We start from the raw sequence: 15,501 nt of genomic DNA on the forward strand, positions 1-15,501 counted from the left end.
CAGCCTAGAGTCGTGTGACCACGGGAGTCGGCCGCGGCTCGGTCTGCTCGAGACTCGCACGATCCAGGAGCGAGAGCGGTGCCACGACCGCGACAGCGCGCCGCCACCACGGCACCGCGTCACGCAGCCCGCGCAGCACTGCGCCGACCTCGGGCGGCTCGGCCTCGGGCACCGACCTCCGCCCCGCGAACGCGCGCTCCTCGACCGCGTCGAGCACGGCAGCGAGGTCGGCGTCGAGGCCGGCGACCGCGGCCCACCGTGCGGCGAGCGCCCGCGGCGTACGGGTCGGCTCGGCCGGGAGCCCCAGGTCGCGCGCGGTGTCGCGCACCTCGCGCCAGCGCTCGACAGGGTTGCGCGAGCGTCGCCGACGCGCACGCCGCACGACGCGCCAGACGCCGGGAGTGACGAGCGCGAGCGCGAGCAGCGCGAGGGCGGCGAGGGCGAGAGCCCGAGCATCCAGAGCGAATCGCGCGCCCGTCGCACCGGTCTCCTGACCGTCATTGCCGCCATCGATGAGATCGGGAATGCCGGTGGGATCATCGTCGGTGCCCTCCGCGGCGTCTGTCTCCTCCTCGCCGCTCGCGGGCTCCTCGGGCTCGGTCGGCGCATCGTCGGGCTCCCCGGCCTCGTCGCCCGCGACAGCGGCCGTCGGGTCCGCGTAGCCGGGGGTCTCGCCGCGCGACGGCGTCGGCTCGAAGCGCACCCAGCCGATCCCGTCGAAGTGCAGTTCGGGCCAGGCGTGCAGGTCGTTCGAGCTCACCACGAACTCGCCCGGCACGCTCGGGTTCTCATCGCCCGGCTGGAAGCCCACCGCGATGCGGGCGGGGATGTCGAGCGTGCGGGCCATGAGCGTCATGGCGCTCGCGAAATGCACGCAGTAGCCCGCGCGCACCTCCAGGAACGTGGCGACGATGTCGGCGCCGGAGCCGTCGTAGCCGCCCTCCACGGGCGCGTCCTCCGAGTACACGAAGTCGCCGCCCGTGAAGGAGCGCTGGAGCGCGAGCGCTTGGGAGTAGGGAGACGTCGCACCGGCGGCATCGACCACCTCGCGAGCGGTCGCCGCGATCGCCGGGTCCACGTCGGGCACGGCGCGATAGGACTCGAGGCCCGCCTGATCGGCTCCCGCGGCCTCGAGCTGCGCGACGGTCGGCCGGGCGTCGAGGCTCTGCACCGTGTAGGCGCCCTCGCGCAAGACGCCCTCGCTCGACTGGACGGTGACGCCATCGGGCGCCACGAGCCACTCCCCGGCGAGACCCGCGAGCGAGACGGGCGCGCTCGGCAGGGGCACCCACCGCGTACGCACGCTCTCGAGCTGGATGCGCGTGGAGACCTCCGTGCGCTCCACCGCCGCCCCGAGCCAGGCCGGAGGGCCGATCTCGCCGAGCGCGCGCGGCTCTCCTGCCGCCACGGGCTGCACCGTCTGGCCGTCGAACTCGTCGAGGTGCGCGAGCGTCAAGTAGAGCCCGGCGCTCTGGTCGGTCGAGTAGCGCAGCACCGTCACGGCGGTCGGGCGTCGCAGATCGTCGCCCAGCTCGAGCACCGGGTTGATGCCGGTCGAGAGCCCGGCGATCCCCCCACCGGGCACGACCGCACCGGCGACGACGGGCGGCAATGCGGGTGGCACGACGACGGCCGCGACGAGCACGCTCGCCCCGACCAGGAGTGCTCGGCGAACACCCGCGGACCCGCCGTTGACAGCCGGGCGGTGCAGGGCGAGCACGAGCAGGAACGCCGCCGCGGTCGCGAGCAGGGAGAGCACGGGCAGAGCGCCGGGAGCCAGCACGACCGGGATCGCGAGGATGCCCAGCAGAGGCAGCGCGACGAGAGCGGGGCGTCGGCTCAGGGTGGCGACGGCGTCGCACAGCAGGGCGACGACCCCCGCACCGGCGGCGATGAGGAAACGCAGCCCGGCATCCGCGTCGGCGGGGATCGCCTGCTCGGCAATCGACACCTCGCCAGCCCGGATGAGTTCCTGCGCTCGCTCGAGAGTCCCTACGAGCGGCACGATGCCGAGCAGCGTCGTGTCTGCGGCGAACTGCAGCTGCAGGCTCACGACGCCCGCGGTCGCCGCCCCGAGCACCGACCACAGCGGTCGCCAGACGCGCACGCGATACCGCACGAGCGCTCCCGCGGCGATCACCGCGGCCACCGTCACGAGCGCCGAGAGCAGCCACCCGCCCTCGTCGAGCACGACCGAGAACGAGGTGAGTGCCGCACCGACCGCGAGGAGGACCGCGGCTGAGAGGGCGAAGCCCGCGCCCGTGCGAGAGCGCGGGTCGGCAGACGTGCGCACGCGGTGGGTCTCACGCACGGCGCACCTCGACCTCCGGCACGACGCGATCGCCAGCGAGAGCAAACCACGCCTCGACGGGCGTCGCGGATGTCGGCACGCGCACGACGGTCCAGCCGGCCCGGGCGAAAGTCTCCTCCGCAGTTTCGACCTCCCTGTTCCCGTCCTGCCCGGCCACGCTCGTGGGCACCCGCACGGCGCTCGGAAGAAGCAGACTCGGGTCATCGTCGACGAGCACCGCGAGAGCGGGTGCTGAGGCGGACGCGGTGCGGTGGGCGAGCATCCAGCGCACCGTTGCCGCGTCGGGGCGCGAGGCGATCGCGACGACCGGCAGAGCGCCCGCCCCCGCGGGGGCCTCCCGGTGCGGGTCGTCGCGGCCGAGCTCGAGCAGAGCGAGCTCGCCGAGAGCGACCCCCGCCGGGCCATCGGCGTGAGGGGCATCGTCGGGGAGCGCCGTGGGCGTGACGAGGTCGACCGCGTACCCGCGCTCGTCCAGGTGCACCGCCACGGAGGCGGCGAAGCGCACCGCCCACTCGAACAGTGCGCTCGAGGCCTCGCGTCGACCCGTGGCGTCGGGGTAGCCGCTGCGCTGGGTGTCGACGAGCAGGCGACTGCGCGGCCCGGCCTGCAGCTCGTCCTGCCGCACCATGAGCTCGCCCTGTCGCGCGGTCACCCGCCAGTGGACGCGCCGCAGGGCATCGCCCTGCCGGTACTCGCGGGTGACCACATCGTCGTCGCTGCGCTCGCGGGACCGCGCGCTGCGAGCGCCGGTGTCGCTCGCGGGAGCCGGCACGGGGCCCGTCGGCAGGCGCACGACGGCGGGCAGCACGAGCTGCGTCGTGACCGTTTTCGTGTCGGTCACCCGCACGGCGAGCGCAAAGGGGTCGTGATCCTCGATGAGGAGCGGCCCGACCTCCACGAGACCGCGTCGCTCGGGCCAGTAGCGGTAGCCGAACTCGGCGGGGCGCGTGAGACGCACGTCAGCGAGACGCCCGGGCCCCGCGAAGCCGGGCCCCATGGGCACGCGCTCGATCCACTCGGCAGCGCGGGCACGACCCGCGACGGTGGTCGTCACCCGCACGACCTCGTCCTGCACGGCGACGGGCGGCTCGAAGCGGCGGGACACCTGCACGCTCGGCCGCGTGCTCGCCACCACGAGCAGTCCGAGGAGCGGAGCGGCCACGGCGAGCGCCCCGACCGGCAGCAGTTCTGGTCGCTCCACCGCGTAGGCGAGCACGAGCAAGCCGACGCCGACGACGAGAAAGATCCCGCCTCGCGCGGTCAGCCGCGGCACGACGGTCAGCCCCCGGCGCTCGGCACCGGCACGGTCGTCGCGGCGACGATGCGCTCGACGACCTCGTCGACGCTGCGCGCCGGGCGCCCGTCGGGGTGCTGCGCTCTCGGCACGAGCAGCATGCGGTGCGAGAGCACGGTCGTCGCGAGCGCGTCGATGTCGTCGGGCAGCACGAAGTCGCGCCCGTCCATCGCGGCGCGGGCTCGTGCGGCGCGCACGAGCTGCAGCGTCGCCCGCGGGCTCGCGCCGAGCCGCAGCGCGGGCTCCTCGCGCGTCGCCTGCACGATCGCCACCGCGTAGCGCTCCACGGCCGGGCTCACGTAGATCTCGCGCACGGTCGCGATCATGCGGCGCAGGCCGGTGACGTCGATGACGGGTGCGAGGCGCTCGAGCGGGCTGCCGTGCTCGCGGTCGCGCACCATGCGTGCTTCGCTCTCGGCGTCGGGGTAGCCGATGGAGATGCGTGCCATGAAGCGGTCCCGCTGCGCTTCGGGGAGGGCGTAAGTGCCTTCCATCTCGATGGGATTCTGCGTGGCGACGACGAGGAAGGGCGCGGCGAGGGCGTGCGTGTGCCCGTCGACGGTCACCAGCCCCTCCTCCATGCACTCGAGGAGCGCCGACTGGGTCTTGGGGCTCGCCCGGTTGATCTCGTCGCCGATGACGATGTGGGCGAAGATCGGGCCGGGCGTGAACTCGAAGGTGCCGAGCTGCTGGCGGTAGACGCTCACCCCGGTGATGTCGGCGGGCAGCAGGTCGGGGGTGAACTGGATGCGGTTGACGCTGCCGTCGATGCACCGGGCGAGCGCGCGGGCGAGCATGGTCTTGCCGACCCCGGGCACGTCTTCGATGAGCAGGTGCCCCTCGGCCAGGAGCACCGCGAGGGCCGTATCCACGGCGTCCGGCTTGCCGTCCATGACGCCGTTCATGGCGAGTCGGATGCTCGACGCGAGCTCCCCGAACTCCTCAGCGCCCATCGGCTCAGCGCTCATCGGCTCACGGCCCATCGGCGCCTCGGTGGCGGGGTCGTTCGCCGAGCCGGTCGGCGTGGCTGCGGTGCTCGTCGACGTCGTCACCCGGTGAAGTCTGCCACGCGAAGGTGACGAATCCGCCGAGAGTTCTCGGCCTCGACGCTCAGCGCAGCCGCGTGAAGTCCAGTCGCACGTCGGACTCGCCGATCCTGGTCGTGAGGCTCAGGGCGTCGCCCGAGCACGCGACGGAAGCTCCTGCGAGCGGGTTGACGGTGACCGGGCGGAGAAAGAGCTCGTCGACGCTGCTGCGCTGGCCCTGCTCGACGTCGACGAGGGCGAGATCGTCGCGCTCCTCCGTGGCCTCGAGCAGCCCGTCGACGAGTCGATACGAGCCTTCGCTCTCGCCGACGAAGGAGGCGAGGCTCTCCTCCCCGCGGTTCTGCCACGTGATGCCGACTCGGGGCTCGACGTAGTAGAGGTCGACCGTGAAGCCCAGGGTCAGGTAGCCGCCGACGTCGATACCGGTGCCCGGGTCGAAGGCGAGCAGGTAGTCGTGCAGCGGCTCGCCCTCGATGCGCCATCCGCCCACGAGGCACTCGCTCTCGGTGAGCTCGACGCCGGGCGGCGGCTCGATGCCCTGAGCCTCTGAGGGGTGCACGGGCGCGGGGCCCTCCGGTTCGGGCTCCGCGCACCCGCCGAGCAGGAGCATCGGGCCGAGGGCGGCGAGCACGAGGGCGCTGCGCGCGTGGCGGGCGATTCCGCTCATCTCCGCATCCCCCTCTCCTGCGCCGAGGATTCCCCAGAATCCGGTGGTGCACAGCAAGCGTAGCCAAGGCGGCCGTGGCGTGCGAACCGGGCTGTCAGCCGTTGCGCAGGTCGGTATCCGAGCCGCGCGCCGCGCGCTCCAAGCGCCGACCCTCCTCGCGCGCCTCCGCCGTGCCGAGCGAGAACAGGTCGTCGACCGCCGCGCGATTGAGGGAGCGAGCGCCGGGGGCGGCAGGGTCGAGCAGGTGCGGCAGCCCGCGAATGACCGCGACGGGGAGGCCCAGCGCCTTCCGCTTGACGAGGTCGCCGGCCGCCGCGAGCTCGTCACCGAGCGCCGGCGCGGTCACATCGAGCAGTCGGCCCTGCGCATCAGGCTGCCCGCGCAGGTCATCCAGAAGGCGCACCCCGCTGCCGCCGATCGCGATATCGGTCTGGCCTTCTCGCCAGGCCCGCCCGGCCGTGTCGGTGATGATGACGCCGACCTCGCCGCCGACAGCAGCGCCGACAGCCGCACGGATCGCGGCAGCGCTCGCGTCGGGGTCGAGCGGCAGCAGCAGAACCGTGCCCTCAACGGTGTTGCTCGCATCGACCCCGGCCGCCGCCATGACGAGCCCCAGACGGTTCTCGACGATGCGCGTCACCCCTCCCGGGTGCACGCGCGTCGCGACGACGCGCACGGTCTCGTCGGTGATCGACTGCTCGCGATCGGCCGCGGCGACGATGCGGCCTTCGGCCTTGCTCACGATCTTGCTCGTGACGGCGAGGATGTCGCCCGGCTCGACGCCCTGCTGCACCGAGGCCGCTGCGATGATGGCGGGCAGGTCATCGCCCGGCGCGAACTCGGGCAGCCCGTCGAGCGCGAAGAGGGTGAGGCGCGGCGAGGTCATGCCGCCATTCTGCCGCGCGTCAGGCTTGCGAACGGCCGAGCAAGCGGGAGAACAGGCCAGGCTCGCGCTCATGCCCCGGGCAGCGCTGACTCTGGGGCACGCGGCGCATGACCTGGTCGACGTGCTGACCGCATCCGGTCCAGGTGGTCTTGCCGCACTGGCGGCAGGTGATGGCAGAGCACATGGGTGCGCATCCTTTCCGTGGGGACCGCACCAGTATACCCCCAGGGGTATAATTTCCGCGCCGACAGCTCGCGTGCTCCATCGTCAGAGAGGCGAGTCGCCTCGCGCGAGCGTCTCGATATACCCGGCGATCTTGCGTTCGCGAGTCTCCGCACGCTTGACGCCATCGAGCCGGAAGATGACCCCGAAGCGCGCTTGCGCGCTGAGCCCGGCGAACGTCTGCGCCGCTGCCGGCGCGGCGTCGAGCGCGGCCTGCAGATCGTCGGGCACGACGACTCCCTTCTGCCGGTAGGCGGCATCCCACCGCCCGTCGGCCTGCGCGCGCTCCACCTGCGCGATGCCCGGCGGGCGCATCCGACCCTCCGCGGTCAGGCGACCCACGATCTCGACGTTGCGTTGCGACCAGACCGACCGGGGCCGCCGAGGCGTGAACACCTGCAGCGAGTAGTCATCGTCGAAGCGGTTGATCTGGCCGTCGATCCATCCGAAGCACAGCGCCGACTCCAATGCCTCGGCGTACGTGATCCCCGGCGCCGTCGAGGCCTTCTTGCGCATCTTGAGGCGCACGCCGGGGTGATCGGGATGCGCCTCGAGCCACTCCTCCCACTCCTCGACGCGCGCGAACAGCATCACGGGTTTCTGGTCGTTGGCCACCACGCGCTCAGGCTAGGCGATGCCGCCGACACGAGGGCCCGCGAGCGCCCGAGGTCACGAATCGGCAACAGGGCGCGCAACCCGTTCGCGGAGGCTTGCGCCAGCCCCGAGCATCCCGCTAGATTCTCCCCACGCCATATGACGAAAGGAGGTCGGCCATGTTTATTCACACTCAGGGAATGATTCCCACCACCGCCGGCTTCGTCGGCGTCTTCACCGCCTGAACAGCTGACGGATTCCGCCGCCGTTCGTGACGGTGGCGATGCTCTCGAAGCTCACGGCCCGCAACTGTGCGCGCTGTCGGTAGCCCACTTCCTGTGCAGGGTTCTCCGTCGCGCGCCGCGGGCCGACGCCCCGTGCCGCTCGGCACTCTTGTCGAGCGCTCGCGACGGGCAGTCGGATGCTCGCATTCGGCTGCCCGTCACCTCCCCCACGGTCACTGCAGCAGTGAAGGAACACCCCTCGTGAACACGCTCTCCTCGGCCCGGCAGCGCCCGCTGACCGGCCACCCTCCGAATACGCTCGCGCCCCAGAACCGCCCCACGCGGCCCGACCGCGTGAGCCCTCTCGACCGGCTCGCTCTGCACGTGGGTCTCGCCCTCGTGCGGTGGAGCCGGCGCTCCGCGGTCGCCGTACGCCACGAGCGCCGCGCCAGGCGCGTCGAGCAGCAGCTCGCCACCAACCGTCGCGAACGCGCGCACGAGCGGGCGCTCCGCCTGATCGTGCCGCCGCACTAGGCGACGACGGTGCGCGGCTCGAGCGCCGTCGGGCGCCGGAGGTCATGACCGTTCAACGCGGTCAGCGACCCCAGGCGCTCGGCGGCGCCTGCACGACGGGCACCTCGTTGTAGGCCCAGTGCGCGCCGTTGTTGTACATACCCGATGCCCAGCCTGAGAACCAGATGGCGCGCTCGACCTCCTCGGTCGGCGCGGACGCCTGGAGCGTCGCGACGATCTCGCCGTAGCGGGGCAACGTGTGCAGGGCCTCGGCCGCATTCTCAGCGGCGTCGACGAGGTGCACGTAGGTGCCCGTCCCTCCCCCGCCGCCCGAACCCCAGCCGTTGTTGAGCGGGTTGTTGCGCGTCCACCACGCATCCACGTAGTTCTCCTGGCGCATCCAGCGGGTCACGACCGTGACGTTGCTGTCGGTGAGGGGGAACTCGCCCATGAGCAGCACGAGCTTCGCCCAGTCGTGGTTGGTGCCGCCGGCGATGAAGGTCTCGTATCCGGGAGTCGCCCCGAAGTCGTCGCGCATGACCTCGGGCGCGTCCACCGATGCCCGTACGACGAAGGACTGCGCATTGGCGGTCGCGAACTGCTCGAGCTCCTCCTCCGCTGAAGGCGGAGTCGCTCCCGCGGCGAGCAGTCCCACGCAGACGGCCATGAGCCCTGCGAAGACTCCACGTGTCGCCGTCATGCGCGGCGATCGACGGGTCACCGAGAGTGCGCGCGTGCGTGCGCGCGCAGAAGAATGTCGGCCCCCAGTCACAACGGGAGAGTGTACGCGCCGCGGCCGTGAGCTCCCGTCCTCAGCTGGGAGTCCGCCGATTGTCGCCTCAGCCGAGGGCGCGCAGGCGCGGCGCGAGATCCCGCTCGAAGAGCTCCAAGAAGCGCCGCTGATCGTGACCGGGCGCGTGGAACACGAGGTGGTTCATCCCGTAATCGACGTACTTCGCCACCTCGGCGACGACCTCATCCGGGTCGCTGCCGACGATCCAGCGCTTCGCGATTTGCTCGATCGGCAGCGCGTCGGCGGCCTTCTCCATCTCGACCGGATCGGTAATGTCGTGCTTCTGCTCCTTGCTGAGCGACAGCGGCGACCAGAAGCGCGTGTTCTCGAGCGCGGCATCCGCGTCGGTGTCGTAAGAGATCTTGATCTCGATCATCCGGTCGAGATCCTCGAAGCGACGACCGGCCTTCTCGGCGCCCTCGCCGACCGCGGGGATGAGCTCGTCCGTGTACAGCTCGGCGCCCTTGCCCGAGGTGCAGATAAACCCGTCGCCCACGCGACCGGCGAAGCGCGCGACCGTCGGGCCACCCGCGGCGACGTACACCGGCACGGGGGTCTCGGGGCGGTCGTAGATGTTCGCATCCTGCGTGAAGTAGAACTCGCCTCGGTAGCTCACCCGCTCCTCGGTCCACAGCTGGCGCATGAGCTCGATGGACTCGCGCAAGCGCCCGAGGCGCTCCTTGAACGCCGGCCACTCCTGCTCGCCGGCACCGCGGAACCCGGTGGCGATCTCGTTGAGAGCCTCGCCTGTGCCGACGCCGAGGAACACACGGCCCGGGTAGAGCATCCCCATCGTGGCGAATGCCTGCGCGATGACCGCCGGGTTGTACCGGAATGTCGGCGTCATGACGGAGGTGCCGATGCGGATCGACGAGGTGCGCTCCCCGACCGCGGCCATCCATGCCAGGGAGAACGGTGCGTGCCCACCCTCATGCCGCCACGGCTGGAAGTGGTCGCTCACCGCGACGCTCTCCATGCCGTGCGCTTCCGCAGCGACGGCGATCTCGACGAGCTCGCGCGGATCGAACTGCTCAGCCGAAGCCTTGTACCCGAGGGTGAGGGGATGCGTCATGGCGCTACTCTGCCTGGTCCGCCTGCAGGAACTCTGCGACGGCCCGCGGCACGTACGGCGCAACGTCCCCGCCCAGCGCCGCGACCTGCCGCACGAGCGAGCTCGACACGTGTGCGTGCGCAGGGTCGGGCAGCATGAACACCGTCTCGACGTCGGCGAGGTCGCGGTTCACGATCGCCATGGGCGTCTCGTAGGCGACATCCACCTGACTGCGCACGCCCTTCACGAGAACGCTCGCGCCCACATCGGTGCAGTAGTCGACGAGCAGGCCCACGCTCCAGCCGGTGACGAGGATGCTCTGCGGCAGCGCCCGGTCAGCGATGGCGTGCTCGATGAGGGTCACGCGCTGCGCGATCGGCAGCATCGCCGTCTTGCCGGGGTTGTGCACCACGACGACGTGCACCTCGTCGAAGATCGCTGCGGCCCGCTCGATGACGTCGAGGTGGCCCAGCGTGACGGGGTCGAACGACCCAGGAACAACGGCGATCCTGCTCATGACCCCACCCTATCGGCGCGCGTGTTACGACGACGTGACGGAGTCGTCGGCGCCGCCCATAATCGCGTCGTCGGCCACGGGCGCGTCGTCCTCCGCGTAGTCCGCCTTGACGAAGATCGGCAGGTGGTCACTGGCCCCCTGCTCGAGCGTCCTGACGCTGCGGATGGTCAGCCCGATCGAGGTCGCGAAGTCGAAGTGGCCGCGGAAGAACTTGTAGCGCGTGTACGTGCGCGCATCGCTCAAGGTCACCTCGTGCCCGGTCTGCTGCAGGCGCCGGTTCAGGAAGTCTTGGAAGACCGGGTAGTTGAAGTCCCCCACCATGAGGGTCGGCAGCGTCTCCCCGAACGTGTCGAGGGCGTCGTGCGCGGCCTTGATCTGCGTGCGCCGCAGCGAGTTGAGGGCCGTGAGCGGCGCCGCGTGGAACGACCCGAGCACGAGTTCGCGCTGCTTCGTGCGGTCGTGCAGGTGGCTGCCGAGCAGCCGCTCGAGCGCGGGCTTGGCGATGATGTCGTGCAGCGACTTCTTGAGGGCGAAGGCCTTCGTCTCGAGCGCCTCGAAGCGTTCGTGGTCGTAGTAGATCGCCAGCCCCAGTCGGTTGAGCTTCGTCGCGTCAGCGAGGTGCATGGGCCCGAGGTCGACGGGCAGGCGCTCCGTGTCGATCTCCTGCAGGCACAGCAGGTTGGGCCGGTGGTCGGCGATGAGCGCGGCGAGCTCGCCGACCGCCGCGTGCTTGCGCAGGTTGTAGCTGATCACTCTCATCGCCTTAACCCTACGACGGCCCCGCGCGTGCTCGGCAGGCTCGGGGCCGTCACACAGTTGGCGGCTCAGTTCTTGGCGAGGAACTCGCGGGCGTCGTCATCGAGGCGACGCACGAGGGCATCCTTGAGGGCCGGATGCTCCGCCAGGGCCGCATCCGCCTCGAGCACCTCGGCCGCCGCGATGCGGGCGTCGCCGATGAGGTCGCCGTCGGTGGCGACGCGCAGCAGCTTGAGGCTCGAGCGCCCGCCGCTCTGGGTCGCCCCGAGCACGTCGCCCTCGCGCCGCAGCTCGAGGTCGACCTGCGCGAGCTCGAAGCCGTCGAGTGTCGCCGCGACCGCCTCGACCCGCTCGCGCGCGAGCGTCTCGGGCAGCGCTGCGGTCACGAAGAGGCACAGGCCGGGCACTCCGCCGCGCCCCACGCGGCCGCGCAGCTGGTGCAGCTGGCTCACTCCGAAGCGGTCGGCTTCGACGACGACCATCGTCGAGGCGTTGGGCACGTCCACGCCGACCTCGATGACGGTCGTGGCGACGAGCACGTCGATCTCGCCTCGCGCGAAGGCCTGCATGGTGGCGTCCTTCTCGTCGGTCGACATGCGGCCGTGCAGCGGCTCGATGCGGCGACCCTCGAGCGCGGGATGCGCCCGCAGGAGGGGCGTCAGCTCGGCGACCGTCGCGGGCAGCGGCGGCAGAGCATCCGGTACCGCCGGGGGTGACCCATCGCGCGCGTCCTCGGCGAGCGCATCAGGGTCGTCCTCGACGGTCGTCGGGTCGATCGCGGGTACGACCACGAAGCCCTGGCGACCCTGCTCGAGCTCTTCGGAGAGGCGCTGCCACGCGCGGTGCCACAGCTCGGGCCGCTCGGCGAGCGCGACGACGTGGCTCACGATCGGCACACGCCCCGCGGGCAGGGTCGCGATCGTGGAGATGTCCAGGTCGCCGAATACGGTCATCGCGACCGTGCGGGGAATCGGCGTGGCGGTGAGCACGAGCACGTGTGGCGGCACGGCGCCCTTGCGGCGCAGGCTCTCGCGCTGCTCAACGCCGAAGCGGTGCTGCTCGTCGACGACGACGAGCCCCAGGTCGACGAACTGCACCTTGTCGCCGAGCAGGGCGTGCGTGCCGATGATGATGCGGGATGCTCCGCTCGCGATGCTCAGCAGGGCGCGCTTGCGCTCGGCCGCGCTCAACTGGCCGGTGAGCAGCACGGGGCGCATCCGGGCCGCGCGGTCGGGGCCGAGAGTGTCGACGATGCTGCGGTAGTGCTGGTGCGCGAGCACCTCGGTCGGGGCGAGCAGGGCCGACTGGCCACCGCTCTGCGCGACCGTGAGCATCGCGCGCACCGCGACGAGGGTCTTGCCCGAGCCGACCTCACCCTGCACGAGGCGGTTCATCGGCACGTCCGCGGCGAGGTCGTGCGCGACCTCGCCGCCGACCAGCTTCTGATCGTCGGTGAGCGTCCACGGCAGCTCTGCGTCGAAGCCCGCGAGCTCGTCGCCCGCCACGCGCGGGGCGGCCGGCTGCGCGCGGAGGGCGGCCCGCTGCTGCAGGAGCGCTGCCTGCAGCAGGAACGCCTCGTGGAATCGCAGGGTGTCGCGGGCGCGGCGCCAGTGGCTGTCCTGCTCGGGCCGGTGCACCCACTGCAGGGCCTGCGTGAGGTCGAGCAGGCCGCGCTCGGTCCTCACCGGCTCGGGCACCGGGTCGTCGAGCGGCGGCAGGGTGTCGAGCACGATCGCGAGGGTCTTCGCGATCTGCCAGCTCGCGACGGTCGACGTGGCCGGGTAGATCGGGATCGGCTGCATCGCCCACTTCTGGGCGTCCTTGCCGCCCGTGCCGGGGTCGCGCTCGTCGCCCGCCTCGAAGAGCTCGTAGTCGGGGTGCGCGAGCTGCCGCGCTCCGCGGTACTCGCCAACCTTGCCGGCGAAGATGCCGCGCCGACCGGGCGTGAGCTCGGCCTTGCGCCAGGTCTGGTTGAAGAACGTGAGGGTCAGGATACCCTTGCCGTCGCCGATCGCGACCTCGAGAATCGAGCCCTTGCGCTGCTTCATGGAGCGCTCGCTCACGCTCAGCACTTCGGCGACGATCGTGACCGACTCGCCGACCGTGAGCTCGCTCAGCGCCGTGAGCTCGCCCCGCCGCGCGTAGCGACGCGGGTAGTGGGCGAGCAGATCGGCCACGGTGCGCATCCCGAACGCCTTGGCGAGCGCCTTCGCCGTGCGGTCGCCCAGCACGCCGCCGAGCCGCGCATCCAGGGGGTTGGTCACGGCCCCACGCTACCGCCGCGCGCGCTCGCGCCGCGTGCCCGCGCCCGCCCGCGCGCCCGCGCGCGCGAGCGCTTTGTGCCAGATCTGGCGCGTATGGGCGCTTGCGTTGGGGCGATGCGCCGTTTCGCGCCAGATCTGGCGCGAACGGGCGCGCGTGCGGCGACGCCCAGCGAGGGTAGCGTTGCCCTTGTGACGCGCATCATCGCCGGCTTCGCGGGCTCCCTCACCCTGCAGGTGCCGAAGTCGGGCACGCGCCCCACGAGTGACCGCGTGCGCGAGGCGATCTTCTCATCGCTCGAGGCGCGCGACCTCGTGGCGGGAGCCCGCGTGCTCGACCTGTACGCGGGCAGCGGTGCCCTCGGCCTCGAGGCGGCGAGTCGTGGGGCCGCCGAGGTCACCCTCGTCGAGCGCGCGGGCTCGGCTGCCCGCGTGTGCAGCGCCAATGCCCGACTCGTGCAGGGTCGCGCGGCGGGCGGCTCGGCCCCGAGCATCCAGGTCGTCACGAAGGCGGTCGCGACGTACCTCGCGTCGGCGACCGGCCCGTGGGACCTCGTGTTCCTCGACCCGCCCTACGAGCTCGGCGATGCGGAGCTCGAACGCGCGCTCCACCTGCTCGCCCCGCTTCTAAGCGAGGATGCCGTGGTCGTCATCGAGCGCAGCGCACGGTCCGCGCTGCCCGGCCTGCCACCGCGGCTCGAGCTCGACCGTCGTACGAGCTACGGCGACACGGCGCTGCACTGGCTCGCGGTCGCGCACGCCCACTAGCGCCCGTTCGGCTCAGATCTGGCGCATAGTGGCGCACCGCCTCAACTCAAGCGCCCCTTCGCGCCAGATCTGGCGCAACGCGGGCCCGCTGGCCGCGCGGTTAAGCGCGGCGCTTGAGGTAGAGGAGGGGCACCTCGATCGTGACCTCGGTGCCCTCGCCCTGCAACGTGTGCCAGTCGATGACGCCGCCGAGCTCGCCCTGAATGAGCGTGCGCACGATCTGCGTGCCCAGCCCTGAGCCGACTTTCCCCTCGCCGAGGCCGACGCCGTTGTCGCGCACCTTCACCGAGAGGGTGTCGTCGCTGCGACTCGCGACGATCTCGACCTCGCCGTCGGGCCGCCCGGCGAGGCCGTGCTCGACGGCGTTGGTGACGAGCTCGGTGAGCGCGAGGGCGAGCGGCGTGGCGTACTCGCTCGGCAGAGTGCCGAAGCTGCCTGTGGACGTCGGGCGCACGGTCGTGGAGTGGCTCGAGGCGACCTCGGCGATGAGCATGAGCACGCGCGCGAAGACTTCGTCGAAGTCGACGTTCTGGCTGAGTCCCTCCGAGAGGGTGTCGTGGACGACGGCGATCGCGGCAACGCGGCGCATGGCCTGCGTGAGCGACTCGCGGGCGACGTCGCTGTGGGTGCGGCGGGCCTGGATGCGCAGGAGCGAGGCGACGGTCTGCAGGTTGTTCTTGACGCGGTGGTGAATCTCGCGGATCGTCGCATCCTTGGTGATGAGCTCGCGCTCCTGGTGCCGCACCTCGGTGACGTCGCGCACGAGCACGATCGCGCCGATGCGCTGGCCGTGCTGCCGCAGCGGGATCGTGCGCAGGGTGACGGTCACGCCTCGCGATTCGATGTCGGTGCGCCACGGCGCTCGCCCGGTCACGACGAGAGGCAGGGACTCGTCGACCTGAAGCTTGCCGCTCAGCAGGCGCGTGGTCACGTGCGCGAGCGACTCGCCTTCGAGCTCGCCGACGAAGCCCATGCGGTTGAAGGCGCTCAGGCCGTTGGGGCTCGCGAATGTCACGGTGCCGTCGAGGTCGAGGCGCAGGAGCCCGTCGGAGGCGCGGGGTGCGCCACGTCGGGGCCCGCTGGGTGCGGTCATGTCGGGAAAGTCGCCGGCGGCGATCATCGCGAAGATGTCGTTGGCGCACTCGTTGAAGGTGAGTTCCTGGCGGCCGGGCATGCGCGCTTCGCTCAGGTTGGTGTGGCGCGTCATGACGGCGATGGGATGCTCGCTCACCCCTTTTCCGCCCGGATCGCGACTCAGCACGGGTATGGCGCGCAACCGCGTCGGGGTCTCCTCGTACCAGTCGGGCGTGCTCGAGTCGACGATGCTGCGCGTGCTGTAGGCCTCGCTGACCTGGTCGCGCCACTCGGCCCTGATCTCCTGCCCCACGAAGTCGCGGTAGAAGAGCGTCGCCGAGCTCGATGGCCGCTGGTGGGCGACGGCGACGAAGCTGCCTTCCGCAGTCGGCACCCACAGCACGATGTCGGCGAAGGCGAGGTCGGCGATGAGCTGACCGTCAGCGATGAGCAGGTGCAGCCACTCGATGTCGGCCTCGCTCGAGGCGGCGTGCTCGTGCACGAGATCGGAGAGGGTCGACACC

At 71.7% G+C, this 15,501-nt stretch carries 14 protein-coding genes; 2 read left to right on the forward strand and 12 right to left on the reverse strand.

Annotation, left to right across the window (positions count from 1 at the left end):
• Nucleotides 1–4: 4 nt before the first annotated feature.
• From FK219_RS06190 to FK219_RS06215, 6 genes are all read right to left on the reverse strand, one after another.
• Nucleotides 5–2,311: a transglutaminase family protein gene (locus FK219_RS06190; protein WP_152582394.1), complete on the reverse strand. Its 2,307-nt coding sequence runs from the start codon at nucleotides 2,309–2,311 to the stop codon at nucleotides 5–7.
• Complete coding sequence (locus FK219_RS06195) at nucleotides 2,304–3,584, reverse strand: DUF58 domain-containing protein (RefSeq protein WP_152582395.1); 1,281 nt, start codon at nucleotides 3,582–3,584, stop codon at nucleotides 2,304–2,306. Before FK219_RS06195 ends, FK219_RS06190 begins: the two co-directional genes overlap by 8 nt.
• A 5-nt stretch (nucleotides 3,585–3,589) precedes the next feature.
• Nucleotides 3,590–4,573, reverse strand: coding sequence for an AAA family ATPase (locus FK219_RS06200; protein WP_152582461.1), 984 nt, complete (start codon nucleotides 4,571–4,573; stop codon nucleotides 3,590–3,592).
• A gap of 142 nt (nucleotides 4,574–4,715) precedes the next feature.
• The gene (locus tag FK219_RS06205; RefSeq protein WP_152582396.1) at nucleotides 4,716–5,318 is read right to left on the reverse strand and encodes a hypothetical protein; all 603 of its coding nucleotides are present in this window, start codon (nucleotides 5,316–5,318) and stop codon (nucleotides 4,716–4,718) included.
• A gap of 94 nt (nucleotides 5,319–5,412) precedes the next feature.
• Entirely contained in the window at nucleotides 5,413–6,204 is a 792-nt protein-coding gene (gene cofE, locus FK219_RS06210) for a coenzyme F420-0:L-glutamate ligase (protein ID WP_152582397.1), read from the reverse strand.
• Nucleotides 6,205–6,471: 267 nt separating this feature from the next.
• Nucleotides 6,472–7,044: a YdeI/OmpD-associated family protein gene (locus FK219_RS06215; protein WP_328821618.1), complete on the reverse strand. Its 573-nt coding sequence runs from the start codon at nucleotides 7,042–7,044 to the stop codon at nucleotides 6,472–6,474.
• 461 nt (nucleotides 7,045–7,505) lie between these two features.
• On the opposite strand from FK219_RS06215, the gene FK219_RS06220 reads away from it, so the two are divergent.
• The gene (locus tag FK219_RS06220; RefSeq protein ID WP_152582398.1) at nucleotides 7,506–7,778 is read left to right on the forward strand and encodes a hypothetical protein; all 273 of its coding nucleotides are present in this window, start codon (nucleotides 7,506–7,508) and stop codon (nucleotides 7,776–7,778) included.
• 61 nt (nucleotides 7,779–7,839) lie between these two features.
• On the opposite strand, the gene FK219_RS06225 is transcribed toward FK219_RS06220, so the two are convergent.
• From FK219_RS06225 to FK219_RS06245, 5 genes are all read right to left on the reverse strand, one after another.
• Nucleotides 7,840–8,457: a hypothetical protein gene (locus FK219_RS06225; RefSeq protein ID WP_152582399.1), complete on the reverse strand. Its 618-nt coding sequence runs from the start codon at nucleotides 8,455–8,457 to the stop codon at nucleotides 7,840–7,842.
• Nucleotides 8,458–8,596: 139 nt separating this feature from the next.
• On the reverse strand, nucleotides 8,597–9,622 hold the full coding sequence (gene fgd, locus FK219_RS06230; RefSeq protein ID WP_152582400.1) for a glucose-6-phosphate dehydrogenase (coenzyme-F420): 1,026 nt from the start codon (nucleotides 9,620–9,622) through the stop codon (nucleotides 8,597–8,599).
• Between the two features lie 4 nt (nucleotides 9,623–9,626).
• Nucleotides 9,627–10,118, reverse strand: a complete 492-nt coding sequence (gene coaD, locus FK219_RS06235) for a pantetheine-phosphate adenylyltransferase (RefSeq protein ID WP_152582401.1) — start codon at nucleotides 10,116–10,118, stop codon at nucleotides 9,627–9,629.
• A 24-nt stretch (nucleotides 10,119–10,142) separates the two neighbouring features.
• Nucleotides 10,143–10,877: an endonuclease/exonuclease/phosphatase family protein gene (locus tag FK219_RS06240; protein ID WP_152582402.1), complete on the reverse strand. Its 735-nt coding sequence runs from the start codon at nucleotides 10,875–10,877 to the stop codon at nucleotides 10,143–10,145.
• A 65-nt stretch (nucleotides 10,878–10,942) separates the two neighbouring features.
• Nucleotides 10,943–13,138, reverse strand: a complete 2,196-nt coding sequence (locus tag FK219_RS06245; RefSeq protein ID WP_152582403.1) for an ATP-dependent DNA helicase RecG — start codon at nucleotides 13,136–13,138, stop codon at nucleotides 10,943–10,945.
• Between the two features lie 189 nt (nucleotides 13,139–13,327).
• Here FK219_RS06245 and rsmD point away from each other — a divergent pair, with 189 nt between their 5' ends.
• Nucleotides 13,328–13,903 (forward strand): 16S rRNA (guanine(966)-N(2))-methyltransferase RsmD, encoded by a 576-nt coding sequence (gene rsmD / locus FK219_RS06250; protein ID WP_152582404.1) that lies wholly within the window; start codon nucleotides 13,328–13,330, stop codon nucleotides 13,901–13,903.
• 100 nt (nucleotides 13,904–14,003) lie between these two features.
• Here rsmD and FK219_RS06255 read toward each other — a convergent pair whose 3' ends face one another.
• Nucleotides 14,004–15,500, reverse strand: coding sequence for a sensor histidine kinase (locus FK219_RS06255; protein WP_152582405.1), 1,497 nt, complete (start codon nucleotides 15,498–15,500; stop codon nucleotides 14,004–14,006).
• Nucleotide 15,501 lies beyond the last annotated feature (1 nt).

Source organism: Microcella pacifica (genome assembly GCF_009371975.2).
GTDB lineage: Bacteria > Actinomycetota > Actinomycetes > Actinomycetales > Microbacteriaceae > Microcella > Microcella pacifica.

What these genes read in the sequence shown, in the direction of transcription:
- FK219_RS06200 (WP_152582461.1), bottom strand. Translation starts at nt 4,573, where the DNA reads ATGAGCGCTGAGCCGATGGGCGCTGAGGAGTTCGGGGAGCTCGCGTCG.
- FK219_RS06205 (WP_152582396.1), bottom strand. Translation starts at nt 5,318, where the DNA reads ATGAGCGGAATCGCCCGCCACGCGCGCAGCGCCCTCGTGCTCGCCGCC.
- cofE (WP_152582397.1), bottom strand. Translation starts at nt 6,204, where the DNA reads ATGACCTCGCCGCGCCTCACCCTCTTCGCGCTCGACGGGCTGCCCGAG.
- FK219_RS06225 (WP_152582399.1), bottom strand. Translation starts at nt 8,457, where the DNA reads ATGACGGCGACACGTGGAGTCTTCGCAGGGCTCATGGCCGTCTGCGTG.
- fgd (WP_152582400.1), bottom strand. Translation starts at nt 9,622, where the DNA reads ATGACGCATCCCCTCACCCTCGGGTACAAGGCTTCGGCTGAGCAGTTC.
- coaD (WP_152582401.1), bottom strand. Translation starts at nt 10,118, where the DNA reads ATGAGCAGGATCGCCGTTGTTCCTGGGTCGTTCGACCCCGTCACGCTG.
- FK219_RS06240 (WP_152582402.1), bottom strand. Translation starts at nt 10,877, where the DNA reads ATGAGAGTGATCAGCTACAACCTGCGCAAGCACGCGGCGGTCGGCGAG.